This is a genomic window from Actinomadura citrea, assembly GCF_013409045.1.
In the GTDB taxonomy this organism is placed as follows: domain Bacteria; phylum Actinomycetota; class Actinomycetes; order Streptosporangiales; family Streptosporangiaceae; genus Spirillospora; species Spirillospora citrea.
The window spans coordinates 5,987,101-6,010,294 of sequence record NZ_JACCBT010000001.1 but is presented as its reverse complement, the minus strand read 5'-3'; the positions used below and the strand labels follow the sequence as shown (position 1 = coordinate 6,010,294).

Sequence of the window (23,194 nt, the reverse complement as noted above, 5' to 3'; positions counted from 1 at the left end):
GTGTCTTTACAATGACGCAGTGAATAGTGTTGGCTCCGTCCGGTAAGACTTCAGTAGTCGCGAGGCCTGTCGAAGGTGACCTAATGAAAATTCGATTTCGCGCTGACCGAATCTCCGGCAGCCCTTCTCGGCCACCGCCCTGACTTCATATTAGAAGCGCGTTCGGTGATTGTTCCCTTCTCGGGCCGCGGACGGGTGGCCGTGTTGGAGACGAAAATGATTCGGATTCTGCTCGCGGAGGGGGCGCCTCTCCTGCGCAGCGGGCTGGTCGCGCTGTTCGACCGGGTGAAGGACCTCGACGTGGTGGCGGCGGTCGGCTCGGGCGATCAGGTGCTCCGCACGGCGCGCAGACGGCGGCCCGACGTCGCACTGATCGACGTCGGGCTGCCCGACCTGGACGGATTCACGGCCGCCCGGGCGTTACGCGAGGCCGTCCCGGAGTGCCGCACCGTCCTCATGGCGGGCCGCTGCCGTACCGGCGACCTGCGGCGCGCGGTGGACGCGCGGGCGGCCGGGCTCGTGCTGAAGGACACCTCGCCGGGCGAACTCGTGGACGCGATCAGGCGGGCGGCCGAGGGCGCGCGCGTCATCGACCCCGACATGGCCTTCACCGAACTGGGCTCGGCCCAGAGCCCGCTCACCGAACGGGAGATCGAGGTCCTCACCCTGGCGTCACGGGGCGCTTCCGCGGCGCAGATCGCCGAGGACCTCGTCCTGACGATCGGCACCGTCCGCAACCACCTCTCCCGCATCAACCGCAAGATCGGCGCGGAGAACCGGGTCCAGGCCATCCGGATCGCCGAGGACGCCGGGTGGCTGTGAGCCCTCCTCCCAGCGGCCGATCAGGTCCCGGTACAGCGGGCACACCGCGGGCAGGTCCGCGTGCCGCCCGAGGTGGGCGCGGGTCCCGTCCAGCACCAGGACGCGGCGGGCGCGCATCGCCGAGCTGATCCGGTGCGCGATGACGACCAGCGTGCCGGGCCGCCGCGCGAACGCCTCCTCCATCCGCGCCTCGGCGGCCGGGTCGAGCCGGTACGCGGCCTCGTCCAGGATGACGACGGGCTGCGGCGCGAGGTAGGCCCGGCACAGCGCGACGCACTGCCGCTGGGCCTCGGTCAGCGCGCCGGGCTCCAGCCGCGCCCCGTACCCGCCGAGGTCGCGGACGAGCGGCGCCAGCCCCAGCGCGTCCACGGCCCGGCCCGCCTCGCACGGGCCGGCGTCCGGCGCGTGGTAGGTGAGGTTGTCGAGGAGGGTGCCGCTGAAGACGTACGCCTCCTGCGGGACGAGCACCCGGCGGCCCGGGTCGCCCGCCGGCCGCCCGTCCACCAGGACCTCGCCCGCGCCGGGCGCGGCCAGCCCCGCGATCAGCGCCGCCAGCGTCGACTTGCCGATCCCGCTCGGCCCCACCACGGCCAGGTGGTCGCCGGGCGGGACGACCAGGTCCAGGTTCTCGATCACCGGCCGCGCGCCGTCCCCGTAGGCGAAGGTCACGCCGCGCAGCTCCACCGCCGGAGCCCCCGGCACGGGCGCGGCGGGCTCGGGCGGGACGGGCGCGTCCGGCGCGCCCGTCTCCAGGATCCGGCCGAGCGTCACCGCCAGCCGCAGCCCGCTGCCGCCCATCCCGTGCACGAGCGTGCGCAGCGCCGGCTGCAACCCGTGCAGGACGTAGGTCAGCGCGCCGATCACCGTCCCCGCCGTGGCGCCGCGCCGCATCAGCCACGGCGCCGCCGCGAGGACCAGCAGCAGCGGCAGCCAGCCGCTCACCGCGAGGGCGACGGCGCGCACCGCCGCGAGCCGCGCCACCGCGCGCCCGGCCGCCGCCTGCGCCTCCACGGCGGCGCCCAGTTCCGCCCGCAGCAGGTCCTCGCCGCCGCACCCGACGGCGTCCCGCAGCCCGGCGGCCAGGGCGGTGGTCCGTTCGGCGATCTCCTCCTCGCCGACGACGAGCTCCCGCTGACGCGCGGCCGCCCTCCCGAACACCGCCCCGAACAGCGCCAGCCCGAGCACGAGCGGCGGCAGCACCAGCGCCACCACCTCCGGCGTCATCGTCGCCAGCCCCAGCAGCGCCGCCCCGGCCGTGAACGCGAACCCGCGCGCGACGACGAGCAGCCCGCCGAACGTGTCCCGGACGATCTCCACCTGGTGGGTGAGCCGCGCGACCGCGCCCGTGTCGGGCCGTCCCCGCAGCGACCGGTGCAGCGCCCCCGTCGCGACCCGCCTCACCAGGTCGTCCCGGAACGGCTCCACGATCGCGGCCAGCGCCGGATACAGCCGCCGGCTCCCGACCGCCCCCACCAGGGCCGACACGGCGAGGGCGCCGAGCCAGGCGACCGCGGCGGACGTGCGGCCCGTCCGGAACGCGTCGGTGGCCTCCCCGACGGCCCGCCCGAACACCGCCGTGGGCACGGCCTCCACCGCCGACCACCCGGCGGCCCGCGCCACCGCCCGCGGGCGCGCCCGGACGGCGTCCCCGGCACCGCGCCACAGGACCCGCGCCGCCTCCCGCCTCCCGATCACGCCGGACCCCCGAAGACCGCGCGGTAGTCGGGGTCGGGCCAGAGGACCTCGTGCGGGGCGACCCGGCGGACGCGGCCCTCGTGCAGCCAGACGACCAGGTCGGCGCGGGCGGCGGTGGAGGCGCGGTGGGCCACGATCAGGCGGGTCCGGTCGGCGAACCGGTCGAGCAGCGCGTCGGTGATCTGCAGTTCGGTCACGGTGTCGAGGCTGGAGGTCGCGTCGTCCAGGACGAGGACGCGTCCGGCGTGGGCGAACGCGCGGGCCAGGCCCACGCGCTGCAGCTCCCCGCCGGACAGCGGCGCCTCCGCGAGCGGTGTGCCGTAGCCCCGCGGGAGGCGGCGGATGAAGCCGTCGGCGCGGGCGGCCCGCGCCGCCTCGCGCAGCCAGGTGTCCGGCGGGCGCGAGGGACCGAAGGCGATGGCGTCGCGGACGGTCGCGCCGAACAGCGCCGGCCGGGCGAAGGCGTAGCCGATCTCGCGGCGCAGCGCCGTCCGGCCGAGCCGGGGGAGGGGCGTGCCGTCCAGCAGCACCTCGCCGCGGTCGGGGTCGGCGAGCCGCCCGGCGAGCGCGGCGAGCGCGGAGGCGCCGGAGCCGGAACGCCCCACGACGGCGACGGCGCGCCCGCCGGGGACCGTGAGGTCCAGGCCGTCCAGCGCGCCGGGGACGGCGACCCCGCGGAACTCCAGGCGGCCGGGGCCCGGCGGGACGTCGCCGGTGCCGTGGCGCCGCGCGGGCCACGCCAGGATCTCCGCGGCGCGGCGGGCGCCGGCGCGGGCGCGGCCGAGGCGGAGCAGCTGGGTGAGGACGGGCCCGAACCCGGCGGCGAGCCCCGCGTACTGGACGGTCGCGACCAGCTCGCCCGGCGTGACGCGGCCCGCCGCGAGCTCGGCGCCGGCGATCCCGACGGCCGCGACCTGCAGGAGCAGCAGCGCCAGCAGGCCGCGCGCCGCGATGCCGCCCTGCACCCGCCACATCGCCTCGCCCTCGGCGCGCAGGCCGGGGAGGGGGCCGAGGATGCGCGCCGCCTCGCGTCCCGCCGTGCCGGCGGCGGCGATCGTCCGGGTCCCGGCGATGGCCTCGGCGAGGCGGCCCGCGATCGTGCCCTGGACGGTGAGGTAGCGGTGCGCGGACGCGGTGATGTCGCGGACGAACGCGCGCATCAGCAACGCCACCGCAGGCAGTGCGGCCGCGATCGCCGCCGCGATCCGCCAGTCGATGAGGCAGAGGGCGGCGAGCGCCCCGGCGGCCGGCAGCAGCCCGGCCGCGGCCTCGGTCGCGGCGGCGGGCGCCACGCCCGCCTCGGCCGCGCCGCCCACCATGCGTCCGGCCACGTCCCCCGGCGGGACGCGCGGCGCCGGGTCCGCCGCCAGCAGGTGCCGGACGAGGGTGTGCCGCAGCCACGCCGTCGCCCGCGCGGCCGCGCAGCCGGTCGCGAGCTCCGACAGCACCTCCGCCGCCGCGGACGCCGCGACCAGCGCGACGCAGGGCCACAGCGCGGCCGAGGCGGGGGTCCCGCCCGGCGGGACCGCGTCGATCGCGCGGGCCAGCGCGAACGGGAGCAGGACGGCCGCCGCCGCGTCCGCCAGGGCGGTGGCCGCGACGAGCGCCGTCCAGCCGCGGGCGCGGCCGGCGGCGCGCAGCAGCAGCCGGTCCGCGCCGGGCGCCGGGGGAGGGGAGGTCATGGGGTCTCCAAACACGGTGGCGGCCACGGCCCCGGAAGAGGGCCGTGGCCGCCAGCGTCATCACAGGCAGATCGTGATGCTGTGGGAGCTGTGGCAGAGCAGGCTGAGGCTGCTGTTGCCGCCGCCGCCGCCGTTCTCGCTCACCATCCCCTGAAGGTCGAGAAGCGCCATGTTCTTCACCTCCTTTCGGGCTGGATAGAGGTGGCCGCCGTGGGGGTCCCCACGGGGGGTCGGTGCGCCGTCCCGAGGAACGGCAGTCCGGGGGCCGGGTCGTGGAGGGCCGCGCCGAGCGCGAGCAGCACCCCGGCGGTGCCGGTCGCGAGGTCCATCGACAGCCGGTACATGTGCTCGCCCGGCATCGCCAGCCCGCCCGCGTACGGCAGCGCGTGCCAGGCGAGGTCGCGGACGTGCCCCTCCACCCGCGCCCCGTCCGCCGGGTCGAGGCCCGACCGGGCGTGCCGGGCCAGGTGGAGCAGCATCCCGGCACGCCCGCTGAACAGGCTCGGCTGCGCGTAGTACCGGGACATCGCGGCGAGGCGGACGGCGTCGCGCGCCGCCTCGAACCGCTCGTCCGCCCGGTGGGCCAGGTACTCGTCCAGGACGAGGCCGATGCCGACGCTGCCGCGGCCGAGGTAGGGCAGCACCCGGCTGCCCTGGTCGACGTGCAGGGCGCCGTTGTGGTCGGTGACGCAGGCGGCGAGGTCGCGGTGCAGCGCGGCGGCGGCCAGGTCGAGCAGCTCGGGGTTCCCGTCGCGCTCGTAGGCGCGGACGAACATCAGCGCCGCGCCGGCGCCGCCGTGCATGAGGCCGGGACGCGCGCCGCCCCCTCCGCCGGACCGCTCCGCCACGATCTCCACGCAGCGGCGGGCCGCCTCGCGCAGGAACGCGTCGCCGGTCGCGCCGGCGAGGTGGTCCAGGACGAGCGCGACTCCCGGCAGGCCGCCGTAGAGGTCGTCGCCGAGCCGCTCCCACCGTTCGCCCAGGCAGTGCCGGGCGGCGGTGAGCGCGGCGTCCCGGTGGCCGAGGCGGGACAGCACGTACGCGGCGCCCATCAGGCCGTCGTACAGGCCGATCCCGGTTCCGCGGCGCGGGTTCGCCGCCCGCTCCGCCAGCCACTCCTCGTGGGCCGGGACCCGGCCGGCGCCCGTCGCGTCCAGCGCGTACAGGACGCCGGCGGCGCCGTGCGCGAGCCCGAGCGACGCGCCGGAGAACTGCTCCACGTCGCCGGGGAAGAGCCGGTCGGCGCGCTCGGGGGTGGCGCTCTCGAGGATCGCCCGTGCGAGGGCGTCCCTGGCGCGCTCCCAGCCGGGGGCGTCCGGAGTGAACGCCGGTGCGGGGGCGGGCACGACGTCCCGGGCGATCTGCGCGACCGCCTCGTCCAGGAACGCCCGGGGGACGGGGAAGTTCTCGGCGATCAGGTCGGCGAGCTGCCGCGCCTTGCCCCGGTCGATCACGAACAGCGTGGTCAGCGGGACGAACAGGGCGAGCCGCAGGCAGGCGAGGCTGTAGCGGTCCACCTCGGCGCCGCGCCGGTCGGGCGGGGCGAGGAACGCGGGGTTGGCGAGGGTCTGCCGGCCGCCGTCGGCCGCGGGCGCCGCCGTCTCGAAGTCGATCAGCGCGACCGAGTCGTCCGGCCGCACCATCACGTTGAACATGTGCAGGTCGTTGAAGACCACGCCGCGCTCGTGGATGGCGGCGATGACGCGTTCCACCCCTGCGTGGACGCGCAGCGCCCATGTGGTGTACTCGGCGGTCTTCGCGGGATCCGGCTCGGGATCGAGCATCGGGTGCCGTTCGGCGAAGAAGGTGTTGAGCGTGCGCCCCTCGATGAACTCCTGGACCAGGAAATGGTGCTCGCCGAGCGTGAACCAGTCGAGAACGGCGGGCACGCCGTCGATCCCGTCGAGCTTTTCCAGAATGTCCCGCTCACGCCGGAGCCGGGTCACCGCGTCCGCGCCGTCGGCGGCGAGGCCCGCATAGGGGCGCCCTTCTTTCAGTACCACCTTCGTCCCGCTTCGGGTGTCGGTAGCCGCGTAGACACCGCCCCCGTTGGAAAAGTGGAGGGCCGTGTCGATCCGGTAGGGCAGATCGGTCGTCGTCGTGGCGCCGCGTGCCTTGAGATGCGCTTCCAGGCAGTCGGGAAGGCTCACCCAGCCGGGGACGGAGAAGACGGGATCGCGCCGGTCCGGCACCAGTTCCCCGGAGCCGTCGCGCAGCGCTGGCACGAGCCGCCCCTGCTCGTCCAGGCACCGGCGCTCCGCGAAGCCGCCGTACCGGACGTGCAGCGGGCCCTCACCGATGCGCAGGTCGCTGAGGATGTACGGGCCGGGGAGGCCGTCCAGCCGCGCGCCGAGCCCGGTGAGCACCTCCGCCAGCTCGCGCTCGTCCTCAGGGTAGATCGTGACGAGCTTCCCGCTCGCCCCGCGCGGCGCGTACTTGGCGTTGCGCCTCCGGAGCGTCCCCGGGCCGCGCAGGTGCTTGAACTCGATTCCCCGGGCGACGCAGTATTCCCACGTGCCGGCGAGCGACTCCTCCGCGCTTTCCGGGCACCCCGAGACGTGCACTTTCCAGCCCTGCTCGGGGGCGCGCTGCACCGGCGGCACATAGACGACCCACTCGTCGCCGAAGACCTTTTCCCAGCCCTCGGGGAGTTCCCGCCGAGTGATGTCGAAGTCGGTGCTACGGGCCACCGGCGGAGCATCGTAAAAGAGCTCGTCTGCGAGGCAGTAAAGCTCGTACCCCTTGTCCACGGCCGGTTTCCCCTTTCCTGTGCGCCGGTTGCCGGAACGCACAGGGGAAAGAATTGCAGGCATGTCGGAAATGGACTAGTAGCGGACATCACGAATGACCCGTGAAGATGTACCGTCCGCCGGCGTGCGCCCGTCACGCGCCGCCCGTCACACTGGTATTGAAACAGGTTCTAGTTCCTGCGTAGGCTGTGCGGGCGGCGAGGCGACGGACCGGAGGTGACGCCGGTGATCTCGGAGCGGTTCCGAATCGACGGCAGGGTGGCGGTGGTGACCGGCGCGGGCCGGGGGATCGGAGCGGCCACCGCGGTCGCGCTCGCCCAGGCGGGCGCCGACGTGGTGATCTCCTCCCGGACGCGCGAGCAGCTCGACGAGGTCGCCGCCGGGATCGAGGCGGCCGGGCGGCGGGCCCTGGTCGTCCCCTCCGACCTGGCCGACCCCGAGACCGCCGCCGAGCTGGCGGACCTCGCCGCCGGCGAGTTCGGCCGCCTGGACATCGTGGTGAACAACATGGGCGGCGCCATGCCCGCCGCCTTCCTGGACACCTCCCCCCGGCACATGGAGAAGGCGTTCCGCTTCAACGTGGGCACCGCGCACGCGCTGACCCGCGCGGCAGTCCCGCACCTGCTGAAGGCGGACGGCGGCAGCGTCGTCAACATCTCCTCGGCCATGGGGCGCATCGCGGGCCGCGGTTACCTCGCCTACGGCAGCGCCAAGGCGGCCCTCGCCCACTACACCCGGCTCGCCGCGTTCGACCTGGCCCCGCGCGTGCGCGTCAACGCCGTGGCCGTCGGCTCCGTCGCGACGTCCGCGCTCGACGTCGTCATGACCAGCGACGAACTGCGCACCGAGATGGAGCGCAGGACGCCGCTGCGCCGCGTCGGCGAGCCCGAGGACGTCGCCGCCGCCGTCCTCTACCTCGCCGCGCCCGCCTCCGCCTACGTCACCGGCAGCGTGCTGCGCGTGGACGGCGGCATCGAGGCCCCCAACCTCGACCTCGGCCTGGAGGATCTGTGACCTACCGCGTCGTCCAGTGGAGCACCGGCAACGTCGGGCGGCACGCGATCGCCGGCATCGACGCCCGCCCCGACCTCGAACTCGCCGGGGTGTGGGTCTCCAACCCGGCCAAGGTCGGCCGGGACGCCGGCGACCTGGCGGGCCTCGGCCGCGACCTCGGCGTCACCGCCACCGGCGACGCCGAGGCGCTGCTGGCCCTGCGGCCCGACTGCGTCGTCTACACCTCGATGGCCGACGTCCGGCTGATGGAGGCGATCGACGACCTGTGCCGCATCCTGCGCGCCGGGGTGAACGTCGTCTCCAGCAGCCCGGTGTTCCTGCAGTTCCCGGACGGCGTCGTCCCGGCCGGGATGTCGGACCCGGTGCGGGAGGCGGCCGCGGCCGGCGGGGCGTCCGTCTTCGTCAACGGCATCGACCCCGGCTTCGCCAACGACGTGCTCCCGCTCGCCGTCACCGGCATCAGCGAGCGCATCGAGCAGGTCCGCTGCATGGAGATCCTGAACTACAACACCTACGACCAGGCCACGGTCCTGTTCGACATCATGGGCTTCGGGCGCCCGCTGGACGACGCGCCGATGCTGCTGCAGCCCGGCGTCCTCACCATGGCGTGGGGGAGCGTCGTTCGGCAGATCGCCGCCGGCCTCGGCGTGGAACTGGACGGCATCACCGAGGGGCACACCCGCCTCCCCGCGCCCGAGACCTTCGCCGTCTCCGCCGGGACCATCGAGAAGGGCACGGCCGCGGCGCTGCGGTTCGAGGTGCGGGGCATGCGCGGCGGCGAGGCCGTCGTCGTCCTGGAGCACGTCACCCGGCTCCGCGACGACCTCGCCCCCGACTGGCCGCAGCCCGCCGGCGCGGGCTGCTACCGGGTCGAGGTCCGCGGCGAGCCGAACTACACGGTGGACCTGCGGCTCCTCGGCACCGACGGCGACCACAACACCGCGGGCCTGAAGGCCACCGCGATGCGCCTCGTCAACGCCGTCCCCGCCGTCGTCGAGGCGCCCCCCGGCCTGCTCACCGCCCTGGACCTGCCGCTGATCCCCGGCCGCGGCCTCCTCTAGGAGCCCGCTCCTAGAACTCCAGGGCGTCCAGGAGCGGGACGAGCCGCTCCTCTTCGCGGTCGAGATGCGCCCCCAGGGCGGCGGTGAGCCGGTCGACCTCGGCGCGCAGCGACGCGGAGTCGCCGGCGTCGAGGACGCGGCGCAGCTCCTCCAGCAGCGCGCTGATCGTCGCGTGCTCGTCCCTCAGCTCCGCCAGCGCCGGGGCCAGCTCGGGGTGGCGCCGCTCCAGCAAGGGGAACATCTGCTGGTCCTCACCCATGTGGTGGTGACCGAGCCCCTGGCACATCGTCAGGCAGTTGACCCTCAGCTGAGCGCCCACGGCGGCCCCGGACGCGGCGACCTCCTTGCGGATCAGCTCCAGCTCCCCGCGGAACGCGTCGTGCACCGCGACCAGCATGGCGCTGGGCGACTCCGGCCCGGAGGGCGGCCCGGCGGCGACCTGGACCAGGGCGACGACGGGGAGCGTCCGTCCCGACTTCTCCTCGTACCCGGCCCAGCCGGGATCGGCCTCGGCGGCCCGGGCGAAGGCGCGGTCGCGCTCGTCCCCTTCCAGGACGACCGCGTCGGCCTCGTAGGTGAAGGCGCCGCTCTCGACCGTGACGCGCGGGTTCGCGACCAGGTTGTGGAACCAGGCCGGGTTCCTCGGCGCGCCACCGGCCGAGCCGATGACCAGGACGCGCCCGACGCCGTCGGGCAGGTAGCCGAGCGGCGTCGTGTGCGGGGCGCCGCTCCGCGCCCCGGTCGTGGTCAGCAGGAGCAGCCGCCCGCCCTCGAACGGGCCGCCGACCCGTCCGCCGTTCGCGCGGAACTCCTCGATGATCTGCTTGTTGAAATCCATTTGTCTCCTGTTTTCGGGCATGGCGAACAAGCCACGGAAAGAACGCGCGGCCGTGGCTTCGGAAAGGTGGTACAAGGGCATGCCGAAAGCACGGGCATGCCTGATGACGTCGCGCTGCGCGCGCGAAGAACGATGCGCGGCGCGCGCGGAAGATGAAGAGAAAGGGGAGTGGAAGAGGCGGGCCTCGGGCCCGCCGCGGCCTCACTCGGAGGCCGGGAACCTCACTCGCTCGTGGCCCATGGCCGACCCGGCAGTCACGAAATGCACATTACCGGCGCCCGGTCCGGAATGGCAAGATCAGGTGCCCTCGCGGTGGGCGACGGCGGCGGCCTGGGTGCGGCTGGAGACGTTCAGCTTGCCGAGGATGTTCGACACGTGCACGCTCGCCGTCTTGGGGGAGATGAACAGCGCCGCCGCGATCTCCCGGTTGTTGCGGCCCTCGGCGACGAGCTTCAGCACCTCCCGCTCCCGTCCGGTGAGGGAGTCGAGCGGACCGGACGGCGCGGTCCGGGGCGCCGCGCCCGCGCGGCCGGTCCCGAGCCGGGCGCGGACGCCGAGGTCGCGCAGCGCGGCCAGCAGCGGCCTGGCACCGAGCCGTTCGGCGGCCTGCACGGCCGCCCGCCACTGCACGGCGGCCTCGTCCCGGTCGCCGTTCTCGGCCAGCGCCTCGGCCAGCCGCCACCGCGACCGCGCCACCTCGTAGACGAACCCGCCGTCGGAGTCGCCGTAGGTGAACAGCTCGGCCGTCCTGCGCCACAGTTCCACGTCGTGGACGCCGTCCAGGCGGCGGCGCTCGGCCTCGGCGCGCGCCAGCCAGCCCTGCCCCTCCCAGCCGAGCCAGGCGCGCGGCTGCCCGTCGACGTTGACCGCGACGACGCTGCGCGCGATCCGCAGGAGCATGTCGCCGGTCTCCCGCGCCGCCCGCAGCGCCTCCTCGTCCCCGGCGGCGCGGGCCCGGGCCGCCCGGTCGGCCTCCGCCCAGAGCCCGGTCGCCGCGATGCGGATGGCCCCGACCGTCTCGATGTAGACGGTGTCGAGAACGTCGCGGACGTGCTCGGCGGCCGTCTCGGGGTCGCCGTGCCACAGCGCCTGCTCGGCGGCGAGCCCCCGGGAGAGGTAGTTGACGAACCCGTCCTGCGCCCGCAGCGGAGCGATCCAGCGCAGCCGCTGCTCGACCGTCGGGGCGCCCTGCGCGACCTCCAGGAACAGGGCGTACGCCGACACCTGCGCCTCGGGCGTGCGGACGACCTGGACCGCGAACTCGTCGGCGAGCCGGCCCGCCTCCGCCCAGTCCCCCGACGTGTAGTGGACGAGGTAGCGCAGGGACCGCAGCACGATGCCGAACGTGCTCCACACGAGGCCGTTGTCCACGGCGAACTTCACGCCCGCGTCGGCAGCACGGACCGCGCCCGCGAGGTCGCCGCGGTCGAACTTCGTCCGGGCGAGGTGGAAGGAGGCCCGCATCGCGATCATGGAGCTGTCGCCGGCCGCCGCGGCCAGCTCGTGGGCGCGGGCGAACACCTCCGCGACGCCGGTGTCGGCCTCCCGCGACTCGCGGTACAGGCCGAGCGTGACCAGCAGGCTGGCCTCGGCGCCGGTGGCGCCCGCCTCGCGCGCCGTCTCGATGGCGCGCTCGGCGAACTCGGGCATCTCCCCGGCCGCGTCCCGGTACATCAGCGTCCGGGCGTAGGTGGCGAGCGCGTCGGCGCGCTCGACGGTCGGCGGGTCGGCCGGCAGCATCGCCACCGCCTCCCGCGCCACCGCCTGCGACTCGGCGTCCTCGTCGATGTCGCCGAGGTAGCCGGCCAGGTGCTCGCGCAGCAGGCAGCCGAGCCGGACGTCGGCGGGGTCGGCCGCGGCCAGCACCCGGCGCAGCCGGTGCACCGCCCGCCGCAGCTCGCCGGCCCGCGCGGACGCCTGGGCGGCCGCCAGCGACAGGCGCATCCGGTCCGTGCCGGCGGCGGCCTCCGGGTCGGCGACGGCGTCCCACAGCTCCAGCGCCCGGTCGTAGTGCTCGTAGGCCTCGGCGGGCGCGGCGAGGCGGTCGGCCTCCCGGCCGGCCCGGACCGACGCGGCGAACGCTGCGGGCAGGTCGTGCGCGGCGAGGCTGTGGTGCGCCAGCTCGGCGGCCGACCCGCGCGTGCCGTCGGGGAGGCCGACCAGGAGCCGGGCGAAGTCGGCGTGCAGCCGGGTCCGCTCGCCGGGCAGCAGGTCGGCGTAGACGGCCTCGCGCAGCAGCGCGTGCCGGAACGTGTACCCGGCGCCGGACGGGACGAGCAGCTGGTGCGACACCACCTCGCGCAGCGCCTCGCCGACCGTCGCCTCGTCCAGCCCCGCCACGACGCGGACCAGTTCGTCGTCGACGCGGCGCCCCGCCACGGCCGCGACCCGCACCACCCGCTGGCCCGCGTCCGACAGCCGCTCGATCCGCGACAGCAGCAGGTCGGCGAGCGCGGACGGCAGCCCGGCCGCCCCGTCGTCCCCGGTGTCCCCGACGTCCAGGCCCGAGGAGTACAGCTCGGCGGCGTAGAAGGGGTTGCCCTCCGACCGGCGGTGCACCCGCTCGACGGTCCGTGCCGTGACCGGGGCGGACCCGCGCGCCAGCTCGGCGAGGTACTGGGCCGTCTCGCCCCGGCCGAACGGGCGGACCTCGACGCCCGTCACGTTCGGCAGCCGCAGCAGCTCGGCGACCACGGGCCGCAGCGGGTGCCGCCGGTGCAGGTCGTCGGACCGGTACGTCCCGACGAGGCAGACCCGCTCGCGCTGCAGGACGCGGCTGAGGAACGTCAGCAGGTGCCGCGTCGACCGGTCGGCCCAGTGCAGGTCCTCCAGGACCAGCAGCACGGGCCGCTCGTCGCCCAGTTCCCCGAGCAGGCCGAGCACCGCGCCGAACAGCTGCTGCTGGCCGAGCTCGGATCCCGCGGCGGGGCCGCCCTCGCCGTCGGGCAGCAGGCGCGCGAGCGCGGGCCGGGCGTCGAGCGCGGAGCGGACCTCGTCCGACTCCGGCGTCCCGGCGTGCGCGGCGGCCCACAGGGCGTCGGTGAGCGGCAGGTAGGGCATGCTCTCGCCCAGCTCGGCGCACTGCCCGACGAGCACGGCGCAGCCGCGGTCGACGGCGGCGGCGGTGAGCGCGGACACCAGGTGCGTCTTGCCGACCCCCGCGTCCCCGCTGACCAGCACGACGCCCGCGCTGCCGGCGGCGGCGCGGTCCAGCGCGGCGGTCAGCTCCGCGAGCTCCGCCGCCCTGCCGATCAGCATGAACTGCCCTTTCTGGTCATCTCGGTCGAGTATTCCATCCGGGGGGACGTGAACGGGCCCCGGACCGGGAGGGTCCGGGGCCCGCAGGGACGGTGTGCGTCAGCCGACCAGGGCGGGGGCCTTGCCGGTCTCCTGCCCCGCCTCGTCCTCCTCCGCCGGCTCCGGCTCCGGGACGGGCAGCACCTTCAGGTACGCGCGGAGCGTCTCGGCGGCGACCCGCTCCAGGGAGTAGCGGGAGCGCGCGCGGTCGCCGGCGGCGATCGAGTAGCCGTGCAGGGTGGTGTCCTCCGACAGCAGCTGCCGGATCGCCCGCCCGATCACGACCGGCCGTCCCGCCGGGACGTGGATGCCGGTGATGTGGTCCAGGACCTCGTCGGCGTTGCCGCCGACCGGGGTCGCCACCACGGGGACGCCGCAGGCCATGGCCTCCAGCGGCACCGCCGGGGACGGCTGGTGCGGGGCCAGGCAGAGCGCGAGGCTCGCGGTCCGCAGCAGCTTCGGCAGGGTCTTGCGGGGCAGCCGCCCGAGGAAGATGACCCGGTCGGCGACGTGCAGCTCCTTGGCCAGCAGCCGCAGCCGGTGGACGGCCGAGTCGTGCTCCAGGTCCTCGCGCTCCGGGCCGCCGGCGACGGCCAGCTCGGCGTCGGGGACGTGCACCAGGGCGCGCAGCGCGGTCTCGGCGTCGGCGCCGAGGTCCTCGCTGACGATCACCAGGCGGGGCCGGTCGCCGTGCGGCATGGCCGGGCCGACCTGCGAGAAGTGCTCGGAGTCCACGCCGTAGGGGACGACCGAGACCGACGGCCGCGGGACGCCCGTCCGCACGACCGCGGTGGCCTCCTCGGCGTGCCCGGCCAGGACCAGGTCGGCGTCCCGCCCGATGGCCTTCTCCAGGCGGTCGCGGTGCGGGTGGACCTGGCGTCCGGCCTGCCGCTCGACGGCGGCCACGCCGTGGTAGCTCTGCACGAAGGGGATGCCGAGCTCGCGGGCGACGGCGCAGGCGGCCAGGCCGCCGATCCAGCCGTGCGCGTGCACGATGTCGGGGCGCGCCGAGCCTGACCAGCGGCGACGCAGCCCGTCGGCGAAGTCGCGCAGGTGCTGGAGCAGTTCGTCGTCCGACAGCGGGCGGGCGGGGCCGGCGTCCAGGTTCACCTGGGAGGCGCCCGGCGCGAGCCGGACGCGACCGCGGGCGGCCCTGTCCTGGCGGCGCGTGTAGACCGTGACCTGGTTCGGCTCACCGTCGGCGACCAGCGGACGGGTGAGGGAACGAGCGAGATCCCGGACGTGGACTGACTGCAGGTGCTCGCCGTCAAGGTCGGAGGCGGACACCAGAGCGATGTGAAGCGGGCGATGCATGACGGATCCTCCGGGACTACGCAGGGGAAGCTCGGAGGTATCTGCGTCGTAGACACCTGCTCGGTCAGTTTCCTATCCCTCCCCCCTCTCCGTCAAACCTGACGAAACGGAATACCTGCCCCCGGCGCCGGCGGGAGGCCGCTCACCCTGCGGCGATACTTTTTCCGACGGACGACGAACCGGTCCGGTTCATGGCGTACGGCGCGAACCTGTCCCGCGACGGGTTCCGCGCGCGGCCACAGGGCCGCCGGGGAGGTCGCGGCCCTGCTCGGCTAGGTTCGACCCATGAAACCCGGTGATGTCGTCGACGACTTCGAACTCCCGGACGAGACGGGCGAACCGCGCACCCTGACCGGCCTGCTGGCCGAGGGCCCGGTGGTCCTGTTCTTCTACCCGGCGGCCATGACCCCCGGCTGCACCGCCGAGGCCTGCCATTTCCGCGACGTGGTCGCCGAGCTCGCCGAGGCGGGCGCCCGTCCGGTGGGCATCAGCGCGGACCCGGTCGGCAAGCAGAAGGAGTTCGCCGACAAGCACTCGCTCGGCTACCCGCTGCTGTCCGACCCGGACGGCGAGGTCCGCGCGCGCTTCGGCGTCAAGCGCTCCGTGGCCCTCATGCCGACCAAGCGCCAGACCTTCGTCATCGACACCGACCGCAGCGTCCTGGCGGTCGTCAAGAGCGAGGTCCGCATGAACACCCACGCCGACAAGGCGCTGGAGGCCCTGAGGGCCCGCCGCGGCTGACCCCGCCGCCCCGCCGTTCAGCGGACGATCGGCAGCATGATCGCGGACGGGTGGCCGGGGGCGTGGAAGATCTCCTGGTCGGCGGTGAGCATCTCGGTGGCGCTGCCGATGGGGGCGCCGGTGCCGGAGTTGCGGGCCACGCGGGGATAGGCGCCGCTGGCGACCTGCACGCGGACGCGGTGCCCCCGGCGGAAGCGGTGGCCGACCGGCCAGAGTTCGACGGCGACGCGGCGGACGCCGTCGGGTCCGGGCTCCGGGGTGCCGGGGACGAGGCGGCGCATGCCCTCGCACAGGTTGAGGGACTCGCCCTCGGGGGTGACGTCGCAGAGCCGCACGACGAAGTCGGTGTGGTCGCGGTTCGAGCGGACGTGCAGGTCGGCGGTGACCGGGCCGATGACCTCCAGGTCCTCGTCCAGGACGCCCGAGGTGAAGGTCAGCACGTCCCGGCGGCGCTCCAGGCGCTTCTGGTCGGTGGACGGGTGCGTCTCGCCGAGCAGGGTGGGGCCGCCGAGGAACGGCGTGGGGTGGTTCGGGTCGTAGCGGTAGACGTCGGGGTCGGACTCCGGCGGCTCGTCGGGGGACAGGGCGCCCGCCGGGTGCAGGTGCCAGCGCTCCTCGCGCATGCCGGGGACGGGCCAGTCGGGGAACTCGCGCCACTCGTCCGCGCCGGTGACGAAGATCCGGACGGGCTGCGCGCGCAGGCCGGACGGGTCGTCCAGCAGGTGGGCGCGGAACCACGCGATGGCGTCGGCGACCGAGCCGCGCATCATGCGCTGGTCGGCGTGGAACCAGGGGCCGATCGTCAGGTAGGGGCGCCGGCCGGCGGCGCGCAGGGCCGCGTAGTCCTTCATCTGCCAGGGCAGGAAGATGTCGTACCAGCCGCCCGTCATGTTCACCGGCGCTGTGACCTGTGACACGGTGGTGCTGAAGTCGCGCTTGTCCCAGAACGGGGTGTCGGGGCCGTTGACGAGCAGGTCCTGGAAGAAGCGCTGCTGCTCGCCGGTCGCGAGCCGGTCCAGCTCGGCCAGCGGGCGTCCCGACAGGGTGGCGCGGCGGGCGCGGCGCGGCGACATGATGCCGGTCGTGATGCCCGACAGGGAGCTCTTCATCCGCGCGGTCAGGTCGACCCAGATGAGCGCCGACTCCAGCGCGAAGGTGCCGCCGACGTTGACGGCCTCCCGGAAGGTGGACGCCGTGACCTGCATCGACAGCGCCTTCAGCTCGGGTCCGGCCTCGGCGGCGACGGCCCACTGGACGTAGCCGAGGTAGCTCGGCCCGTGCATGGCGAAGGTGCCGCCGAACCACGGCTGTGACGTCAGCCACTCGATGGTGGCGAGCCCGTCCTCCCGCTCGTCCAGCGCCTCGAAGACGCCGCCGGACCCGAAGCCGCCGCGCACGCTCTGCACGACGGCCTGGAACCCGTGCGAGGCGAACCCCTGCCCGCACATGAGGCCGAACGGCCCGCGCCGCCCGTAGGGCGAGCGGACCAGGACCGTCGGCGCCCTCTCGACGTCGGCGGGCGAGTACCGGTCGGCCAGCAGCGTCACGCCGTCGGCGGCCGGCACCTCCAGGTCCCGCTCGACCGTCACCCGATGGGGGCCGTTCCGCAATCCCAGCGCCGTGACCCCGAGCCGGCGCATCATTCCCACGCCTACCACTTGATCGATCGTAACGGGCAGGTCCCCGGGCCCTGGAGCCAGATGTGCCGTGATGTGCCTCGCAGTGCCTCGGGTCTTCACTACGATCAGGGACTCGTAACACGCAAAACGGAAATTTCAACGGGGCGGCACCGTGCTCCCCGGACAGAGGGGGGAATCTTCCGCGTCATGGCTGACCTGGGCGATCTGAGCTGGCATCGGGTTGTGGGAGCCGCCGCCGTGCTGGTGGTCGCGGTCGGGATCGCGGTGATCCTGCGGCTTCTGACCGGCCGGCTGTTCCGGCGCGCGGGCGACACCCGGTGGGCGTGGGACGACCTGGCCGCCCGCCTGGTCAAGGACCTGGCGGTGCCCGTCTCGGTGCTGCTCGGCCTGTGGGGCGCGGCCCGGGTGCTGGACCTGCCGCGGGGCACGCTGGACGTGACCGCGAAGGTGCTCACGGCCGCCGCGATCCTCATCGTCTCGCTGGCGATGGCCCGGCTGATCGCGGGCTCGGTCACCTCGATCGCGCTGGCCCGGCAGGGCGTCGCGGCCAATGTGACGATCTTCGCGAACATCACCCGGGTCGTGGTGCTGTGCGTCGGCGTCCTGGTGATGCTGCAGAGCCTCGGGATCTCGATCTCGCCGCTGCTCGGCGCCCTGGGCGTGGGCGGTCTCGCGGTGGCGCTCGCCTTGCAGGACACGCTGGCCAACCTGTTCGCGGGCGTGCACGTCCTGGCGTCCAAGACGATCGAGCCCGGCGACTACATCAAGCTGAGCAGCGGCCAGGAGGGGTACGTCGTCGACATCAACTGGCGCAACACCTCCATCCGGACGCTGTCGGACAACATCGAGGTCATCCCGAACCAGCGGTTCTCCGACACGATCCTCACCAACTACCACCGCCCCGCCGAGGACATGTCGCTGCTGATCCAGGCCCGCGTGGCCTACGAGAGCGACCTGGAGCGCGTGGAGAGCGTGGTCGTCGAGGTAGGCCAGGAGGTCATGAACGAGGTACAGGGCGGGGTGAAGGACAGCGAGACCCTGGTGCGCTTCCACACCTTCGGCGACTCGTCGATCGGCTTCACCGTGATCCTGCGGACCGACGAGTTCGGGGACCAGTTCCGCCTGAAGCACGAGTTCGTCAAGCGGCTGCACCGCCGCTTCGTCAAGGAGGGCATCGAGATGCCCTACCCCCGCCGCCAGCTCATCCTGCCCGACGGCGAGGGTACGCACGGTCTGGTCAGCGGATGAACCGGACGTCGGGGTGGCGGGGCGACGGACGGTCGAGGACCGGGCGGTGCCGTCCGAGCAGCGCCCGGTCGAAGAACGCGGTGACGTAGGCCCGCACCGACGCCGTCATCCGTCCCGGGTCGACCGTCCCGATGAGGGCGGCGCGGTCCTCGGCGGGGATGTCGAGCTCGCCGTCCAGCGCCGGAAGGACGGACTGGACGTCGGTGTAGGAGTAGTGGCTCGCGGCGGGGACGTTCAGATCGCGCTTCCAGCCGGTCGAGCGGCTCCAGAACGATCCCCAGGACGGGGTCGTCCGGTGCGTCTGCGGAGAGCCGCCCGTGGCGGCCCCCATCAGCATGAACGCGCGGTCGAGCCCCGTCTCGGCGACCCGCACGAAGTCGTCGTCGGCGTACTGCATGGTGCCGTCCATGTCGATGCCCGCGTCCACCCGCCGGTCGGTGCGCATGGCCTCGGCCGCCTCGATGCCGCCCGCGGAGTGCCCGACCATGCCGACCCGGGACAGGTCGAGGGCCCGCCCGAGACCGCCGGGCAGGGCCCGTCCCTCGGCGTCGGGGTTGCGGCCGGCCCGCAGGGCGGCGAGCCGGTCGAGGACGAGGCGGGTGTCCTTCACGCGCGCGTCCAGCGCGGTCTTCAGCCGCTGCGGCCCCTGCGGGGGGAGGCGCTGCCCCTCGACCCGCCCGCCGGGGAACTCGACCGGGGCGGTCTCGTAGGTGTGGTCAACGGTCACCACCACGTACCCGCGGGCGGCCAGCTCCTCGGCGATCGTGGTGCCGAGCGCGCGCGGGACGCCGAACCCGGGGGAGTACAGGACGACGGGCCGCGCGCGCCGCGCGTCCGCGGGGGCGCCCTCGGCGGCATGGGTTCGGGCGCCCGCCCAGTCGACCGTCCCGGCCTTGAACACGCCGAGCGCGTCGACCTCCGAGAGCGCCTTCGCGACTCCGGGGCGCAGGTACGGCGCGGTCGGCCCGGAGCCCCGGGCGGCCGGGTACCAGACGCTGACCATCAGCTCGCGTGTCCGGTCGGGCACCCACGGGTCGGCGCGGCCGGCGTCCACGAGGTGCAGCTCGGTCGTCCCGATGGCCTGGTGCGGGCCCGTGGGGCGGGGCAGCTCGAACCCGGCGGGCGCGGTGGCGGCGGTCCTGGTGGCGTGGGCGGAGGTGCCGCACGCGGACAGGGCGAGGGGCAGGACGGCCGCGGCCGCGAGCAGGCGGCGGGGTGCAGGTGATCGCATCGCCCCAGCCTTCCGGCCGCGGACCACTTCCGATCATGGTCGAACGTCCGCCGCGCACCCCGACCTTCGTCAGGGGCGCACGATCGGCATGAGGACCTCGTCGACGAGCGACGCCAGGTCGTCGTCGGTGATCGGGCCGCCCTCGGTGAGGTTGCGGTACACCATCACGGCCGGGCCCACGTTCGCGATCTGCCGGGTCGCGGCGGCCGGCCGGATCTCCCCGCGCGCGGCGGCCTCGCGGAGCGCCTCGTAGAGCAGGTCGCGGACGGGCTTGGACAGCCGGTCGCGCACGACCTCGTGGACGAGGCCGACGCCTTCCTCGCTGTCCTCCTTCAGCACCCGGAACGCCGCGCCGCGGCAGGCGTGCAGCGTGTCGCGCATGCACCGCAGGATCCGCAGCATGTCCTCGCGCACCGAACCGGTCGCGGGCGGGGTCGGCGGCTCCGGCAGGACGTGCTTGAGCGCGTCGGTGATCAGCTCGTTCTTGGACCGCCAGCGCCGGTAGAGGGCGGCCTTGCCGGTGCGGGCGCCGGCGGCGACGCCCTCCATGGTCAGCCCGCGGTAGCCGACGGCCTCCAGCTGGGCGAACACCGCGTCGAAGATCGCGGCCTCCAGGTCGCCGCCGCGGCGGCGGGTCGCCGGAGGACCCGCGTCGGCGGAGGTCTCCGTGTCGGGGGGAGGCCCGGAGTTCGCACGGGTCACGGCACGATCCCGAAAATAGTGAACGCTAGCGTTCTCTTTCGTGCGCATCGATGGTACGTTCCCCACATAGTGTACTTCGCCGTTCCTTATTTTTGGGAAGGTTCGCCTTGACCGCAGCCAGCGGGCGGACGGCCGAGCCCCGGGAGTCGACACCTCCCGGTTCGGCCGCGCCGCCCCTCCATCATCGTGCAGGAACCGTCCTCGCCGTCATCGTCGGCTGCCAGCTCATGATCGGCCTGGACACCTCCGTCGTCACCATCGCGCTCCCGGACGTCCGGGCCGGCCTCGGCCTGACCACCGGGGACCTCGCCTGGATCCAGAACTCCTACATGCTCGCATTCGGCGGCCTGCTCCTGCTCGGCGGGCGCGCCGGGGACGTGTTCGGGCGCCGCCGCGCCTTCACCGCCGGCATCGTGCTGTTCACCGCCGCGTCCCTGGCGGGCGGGTTCGCGGACGCGGGCTGGTGGCTGCTGGCCGCCCGCGCCGTCCAGGGCGTCGCCGCCGCCGTCGCGGCGCCGAGCGCGATGGCCCTGATCGCCACGAACTTCGCGGGCGCCGCCCGGGTCCGCGCGCTGAGCGTCTTCTCCGCCGTGACCGGCGCGGGCGCCGCCGTCGGCATGATCGTCGGCGGGGTGCTGACCGAGGCCGGGTCGTGGCGGTGGGTGTTCTTCGTCAACGTTCCGGTCGGGCTGGTCCTGGCGCTGGCCGCACCGCGCGTCCTCACCGAGACGCAGCGCCGCCCCGGCCGCTTCGACGTCCTCGGCGCCGTCGTCTCCACGGCCGGCATGACCGCCCTCGTCTACGCGCTGATCCGGGTCGGGTCGGGCGGCTGGGACGACGGCCGGGCCCTCGCGGCGTTCGGGGCGGCGGCCGCGCTGCTCGCCGCCTTCGTGGCCGTCGAGGCCCGCACCCGCCGACCGCTCATGCCGCTGTGGCTGCTGACCGGGCGCGACCGGGCCGCGTCCTACGTGACCCAGCTGTGCCTGGCGGCCGCCCTGTTCGGCGCCTTCTTCTTCCTGACCCAGTACCTGCAGCAGGTGCTCGGCTACGGGCCGCTGCGCGCCGGCGCCGCGTTCCTGCCGATGGTGGGGATGCAGTTCGTCGTCGTGCGGACCGCGCCGCGGCTGCTGGCGCGGGTCGGCGCCCGTCCGCTCGTCATCGCGGGGACGATCCTCATCGGCGCCGGACTGCTGTGGCTGTCGCGGCTCTCTCCGGGGGACGGCTACGCCGGCGCGCTGCTGGCGCCGTTCGTGCTCATGGGCGCGGGCGGCGGACTGTCGATGCTGCCGCTGAACGCGACGATCCTGGGCAGCGTCGAGCCGGAGCAGTCCGGTGCGGCGGCCGGGGTCGCCCAGACCATGCTGTGGTCGGGCGGGTCGCTCGGCTCGGCGGTCATGGTGACGGCCTACGGGTCCGCGGCGTCCGGCCACGGCCTCGCGGACGCCGTCGACGGCATGGACGCCGCGTTCGCGACCGGCGCGGGGTTCGCCGCCGCGGCGCTGCTGGTGGCGCTGCTCGTGCTGCGCGTCCGGCGCTGAGCGCTCACGCGGGCGGGGGAGCGGCCTCCTCGAACCACGCGAGGAGCTCGGCGTCGCCGACCAGCCGCGCCGTGTCGGCGGCCGACGGCGACCCCGCCCGCGGGTCGGCCCCCGCGTCCAGCAGGGCCCGCACGACCTCGGTCTCCCGCTTGAACACCGCGCCGGTGAGCGGGCGGTGGCCGCGGTCGTCGGCGCGGTCCGGGTCGGCGCCGCGCATCGTGAGCGCCCGGACGGTCTCCGGATGCCCGTGGCAGGCCGCGTGCATCAGCAGGGTCTCGCCCCTGTGGTCGGACAGGTTCACCGGCACCCCGTCGTCCACGTGGGAGAGGATCCCCTGGGTGTCCCCGGCCCGTGCCATCTCGAACAGCCGGGCCGCGAGCCCGTCCGACCCGGGCCGGAAGCCGTCCCGGAGCGGGACCTCGCTGTCGGCGGTGAGGAGCCCGCCGAGGCTGTCCTCCCCGTAGGACAGGCGCTTCTCCAGCGCGACCAGCGCCCCGTCCGCGGGGAACGAGGCGAACCGGACGTCGTCGGCCAGCGCCCGCATGATCATCAGGCCGCGCCCGTTCTCCGCGGACGGGTCGGGGTGCGGGACGCGCGCCGCGTCGAAGCCCGTGCCCGAGTCGATCACCTTGATCACGCAGCGCCGGCCCTGGATCATCGCCCGCACGGTGTAGTCCGCACCGTTCTCGGCATGCTTGATCACGTTGGTGCACGCCTCGGTCAGCATCATCTCGATGTCGTCACGGATGTGGCCCTCGACACCGAGCGCGGCCAGGGCCGCGTCCAGGAGCTTGCGTGTCGCCGGGACGCTCGCCCCGTCGCGCGGAAGCACGAGGTCCATGGTGATTTCCACATCATCTCCATCCGTCCCCATGAATCGTGCCCAATCGGACCTCTTAAAACATGGGGGGACGGTCACTGCGGCTCGGCGGGCCTCGGCGCGTAGTCGTCCACGTACTCCTGGCCCGACAGCCGCTGGATGGCCTCCATGATCTCGTCGGTGACCTGCCGGGCCGCCCGGCCGCGCGGAACGCCCCTGTCCCGGCCCCGGAAGTCCAGCGGCGCGCCGATGCGCAGCCCGATCCGTCCCGGCCGCGGGACGGCCTGCCCCCGGGGCTGCACCCGGTCGGTGCCCTCGATCGCCACCGGGACGACGGGCGCCCCGGTCTGCATCGCCAGGCGCGCCACGCCCGTCCGGCCGCGGTAGAGGCGCCCGTCCGGCGACCGCGTCCCCTCGGGGTGGATCGCGAACACCCCGCCGCCCTCCAGCACCGCCGCCGAGGTGTCGAGCGCGTCGAGCGCGGCCCGCCCCCCGGACCGGTCGACCGCGATCGCGCCGACGCTGCGGAAGAACGTCGCCGTGGCGCGGCCCCTCATCCCCGCCCCGGTGAAGTACTCGTGCTTGCCGAGGAAGTGGACCCTGCGCGGCACCATCAGCGGCAGCACGAACGAGTCGAGGAACGCCAGGTGGTTCGCCGCGAGGATCACCGGCCCGATCCGCGGGAGGTGCCGCAGGCCGCTCACGCGCGGCAGGAAGGCCAGGCGCATCGCGGGTCCCATGACCACGTGCTTCATGAGGGGATAGATCAGGCGTTCGGGGTCCATGTCCGAGCAGGTTATG

Annotated in this window: 17 protein-coding genes and 1 pseudogene; 6 read left to right on the top strand and 12 right to left on the bottom strand. The window is 74.7% G+C overall.

The annotated features are described in order from the left end of the window. Nucleotides 1–216 precede the first annotated feature (216 nt). Nucleotides 217–741 (top strand): annotated as a pseudogene (locus BJ999_RS27840) (response regulator transcription factor); the annotation flags it as partial. On the opposite strand, the gene BJ999_RS44105 reads toward BJ999_RS27840, so the two are convergent. From BJ999_RS44105 to lanKC, 4 genes are read right to left on the bottom strand one after another with little or no spacing between them, the layout of a single operon-like run. Beyond that, nucleotides 673–2,517 (bottom strand): ATP-binding cassette domain-containing protein, encoded by a 1,845-nt coding sequence (locus BJ999_RS44105; RefSeq protein WP_373292816.1) that lies wholly within the window; start codon nt 2,515–2,517, stop codon nt 673–675. The pseudogene BJ999_RS27840 and the gene BJ999_RS44105 overlap by 69 nt on opposite strands. Then, nucleotides 2,514–4,199 carry an ATP-binding cassette domain-containing protein gene (locus tag BJ999_RS41460; RefSeq protein ID WP_218935269.1) on the bottom strand — a complete coding sequence of 562 codons (1,686 nt, stop codon included), beginning with the start codon at nt 4,197–4,199 and terminating at the stop codon, nt 2,514–2,516. Before BJ999_RS41460 ends, BJ999_RS44105 begins: the two co-directional genes overlap by 4 nt. Before the next feature lie 60 nt (nt 4,200–4,259). Continuing rightward, a complete protein-coding gene (locus BJ999_RS27830) occupies nt 4,260–4,370 on the bottom strand; it encodes a SapB/AmfS family lanthipeptide (protein ID WP_089315262.1) in 111 nt (36 codons plus the stop codon). 5 nt (nt 4,371–4,375) lie between these two features. After that, nucleotides 4,376–6,949: a class III lanthionine synthetase LanKC gene (gene lanKC / locus BJ999_RS27825; protein WP_179836006.1), complete on the bottom strand. Its 2,574-nt coding sequence runs from the start codon at nt 6,947–6,949 to the stop codon at nt 4,376–4,378. Nucleotides 6,950–7,174: 225 nt separating this feature from the next. Here lanKC and BJ999_RS27820 point away from each other — a divergent pair, with 225 nt between their 5' ends. After that, nucleotides 7,175–7,963, top strand: coding sequence for an SDR family oxidoreductase (locus tag BJ999_RS27820; RefSeq protein ID WP_179836005.1), 789 nt, complete (start codon nt 7,175–7,177; stop codon nt 7,961–7,963). Beyond that, a complete protein-coding gene (locus BJ999_RS43740) occupies nt 7,960–9,024 on the top strand; it encodes an NAD(P)H-dependent amine dehydrogenase family protein (RefSeq protein ID WP_179836004.1) in 1,065 nt (354 codons plus the stop codon). Before BJ999_RS27820 ends, BJ999_RS43740 begins: the two co-directional genes overlap by 4 nt. 10 nt (nt 9,025–9,034) lie before the next feature. Here BJ999_RS43740 and BJ999_RS27810 read toward each other — a convergent pair whose 3' ends face one another. The 3 genes from BJ999_RS27810 to BJ999_RS27800 form a co-directional block, all read right to left on the bottom strand. Continuing rightward, nucleotides 9,035–9,862 (bottom strand): nitroreductase/quinone reductase family protein, encoded by an 828-nt coding sequence (locus BJ999_RS27810; protein ID WP_218935267.1) that lies wholly within the window; start codon nt 9,860–9,862, stop codon nt 9,035–9,037. Between the two features lie 297 nt (nt 9,863–10,159). Further along, nucleotides 10,160–13,120, bottom strand: a complete 2,961-nt coding sequence (locus BJ999_RS43190) for a helix-turn-helix transcriptional regulator (RefSeq protein WP_179836002.1) — start codon at nt 13,118–13,120, stop codon at nt 10,160–10,162. Nucleotides 13,121–13,219: 99 nt separating this feature from the next. Next, nucleotides 13,220–14,473: a glycosyltransferase gene (locus BJ999_RS27800; RefSeq protein WP_179836001.1), complete on the bottom strand. Its 1,254-nt coding sequence runs from the start codon at nt 14,471–14,473 to the stop codon at nt 13,220–13,222. 285 nt (nt 14,474–14,758) lie between these two features. Here BJ999_RS27800 and BJ999_RS27795 point away from each other — a divergent pair, with 285 nt between their 5' ends. After that, nucleotides 14,759–15,214, top strand: coding sequence for a peroxiredoxin (locus tag BJ999_RS27795; RefSeq protein ID WP_179836000.1), 456 nt, complete (start codon nt 14,759–14,761; stop codon nt 15,212–15,214). A 17-nt stretch (nt 15,215–15,231) separates the two neighbouring features. Here BJ999_RS27795 and BJ999_RS27790 read toward each other — a convergent pair whose 3' ends face one another. Further along, nucleotides 15,232–16,872 (bottom strand): CocE/NonD family hydrolase, encoded by a 1,641-nt coding sequence (locus tag BJ999_RS27790; RefSeq protein WP_338070785.1) that lies wholly within the window; start codon nt 16,870–16,872, stop codon nt 15,232–15,234. A gap of 168 nt (nt 16,873–17,040) precedes the next feature. Between BJ999_RS27790 and BJ999_RS27785 the strand changes: the two genes are divergently transcribed. Next, nucleotides 17,041–18,102: a mechanosensitive ion channel family protein gene (locus tag BJ999_RS27785; protein ID WP_179835999.1), complete on the top strand. Its 1,062-nt coding sequence runs from the start codon at nt 17,041–17,043 to the stop codon at nt 18,100–18,102. Here the strand turns inward: BJ999_RS27785 and BJ999_RS27780 are convergent. Both BJ999_RS27780 and BJ999_RS27775 read right to left on the bottom strand, forming a co-directional pair. Beyond that, nucleotides 18,092–19,333, bottom strand: coding sequence for an alpha/beta hydrolase family protein (locus tag BJ999_RS27780; protein ID WP_218935266.1), 1,242 nt, complete (start codon nt 19,331–19,333; stop codon nt 18,092–18,094). The two genes, BJ999_RS27785 and BJ999_RS27780, sit on opposite strands and share 11 nt — an antisense overlap. Nucleotides 19,334–19,402: 69 nt before the next feature. Next, nucleotides 19,403–20,035: a TetR/AcrR family transcriptional regulator gene (locus tag BJ999_RS27775; protein ID WP_218935265.1), complete on the bottom strand. Its 633-nt coding sequence runs from the start codon at nt 20,033–20,035 to the stop codon at nt 19,403–19,405. A gap of 107 nt (nt 20,036–20,142) precedes the next feature. On the opposite strand from BJ999_RS27775, the gene BJ999_RS27770 reads away from it, so the two are divergent. Next, on the top strand, nt 20,143–21,573 hold the full coding sequence (locus BJ999_RS27770; protein ID WP_229810521.1) for an MFS transporter: 1,431 nt from the start codon (nt 20,143–20,145) through the stop codon (nt 21,571–21,573). Between the two features lie 4 nt (nt 21,574–21,577). On the opposite strand, the gene BJ999_RS43735 is transcribed toward BJ999_RS27770, so the two are convergent. Together BJ999_RS43735 and BJ999_RS27755 are read right to left on the bottom strand one after the other, a co-directional pair. Beyond that, a complete protein-coding gene (locus BJ999_RS43735; protein WP_308427275.1) occupies nt 21,578–22,426 on the bottom strand; it encodes an ATP-binding protein in 849 nt (282 codons plus the stop codon). Nucleotides 22,427–22,488: 62 nt separating this feature from the next. Continuing rightward, complete coding sequence (locus BJ999_RS27755) at nt 22,489–23,178, bottom strand: lysophospholipid acyltransferase family protein (RefSeq protein ID WP_179835997.1); 690 nt, start codon at nt 23,176–23,178, stop codon at nt 22,489–22,491. Between the last annotated feature and the right edge of the window lie 16 nt (nt 23,179–23,194).

Bases quoted from the DNA above. Each gene is read 5' to 3' on its own strand.
- BJ999_RS41460 (WP_218935269.1), bottom strand. From the start codon at position 4,199: ATGACCTCCCCTCCCCCGGCGCCCGGCGCGGACCGGCTGCTGCTGCGC.
- BJ999_RS27830 (WP_089315262.1), bottom strand. From the start codon at position 4,370: ATGGCGCTTCTCGACCTTCAGGGGATGGTGAGCGAGAACGGCGGCGGC.
- BJ999_RS27810 (WP_218935267.1), bottom strand. From the start codon at position 9,862: ATGGATTTCAACAAGCAGATCATCGAGGAGTTCCGCGCGAACGGCGGA.
- BJ999_RS43190 (WP_179836002.1), bottom strand. From the start codon at position 13,120: ATGCTGATCGGCAGGGCGGCGGAGCTCGCGGAGCTGACCGCCGCGCTG.
- BJ999_RS27800 (WP_179836001.1), bottom strand. From the start codon at position 14,473: ATGCATCGCCCGCTTCACATCGCTCTGGTGTCCGCCTCCGACCTTGAC.
- BJ999_RS27795 (WP_179836000.1), top strand. From the start codon at position 14,759: ATGAAACCCGGTGATGTCGTCGACGACTTCGAACTCCCGGACGAGACG.
- BJ999_RS27785 (WP_179835999.1), top strand. From the start codon at position 17,041: ATGGCTGACCTGGGCGATCTGAGCTGGCATCGGGTTGTGGGAGCCGCC.
- BJ999_RS27780 (WP_218935266.1), bottom strand. From the start codon at position 19,333: ATGCGATCACCTGCACCCCGCCGCCTGCTCGCGGCCGCGGCCGTCCTG.
- BJ999_RS27755 (WP_179835997.1), bottom strand. From the start codon at position 23,178: ATGGACCCCGAACGCCTGATCTATCCCCTCATGAAGCACGTGGTCATG.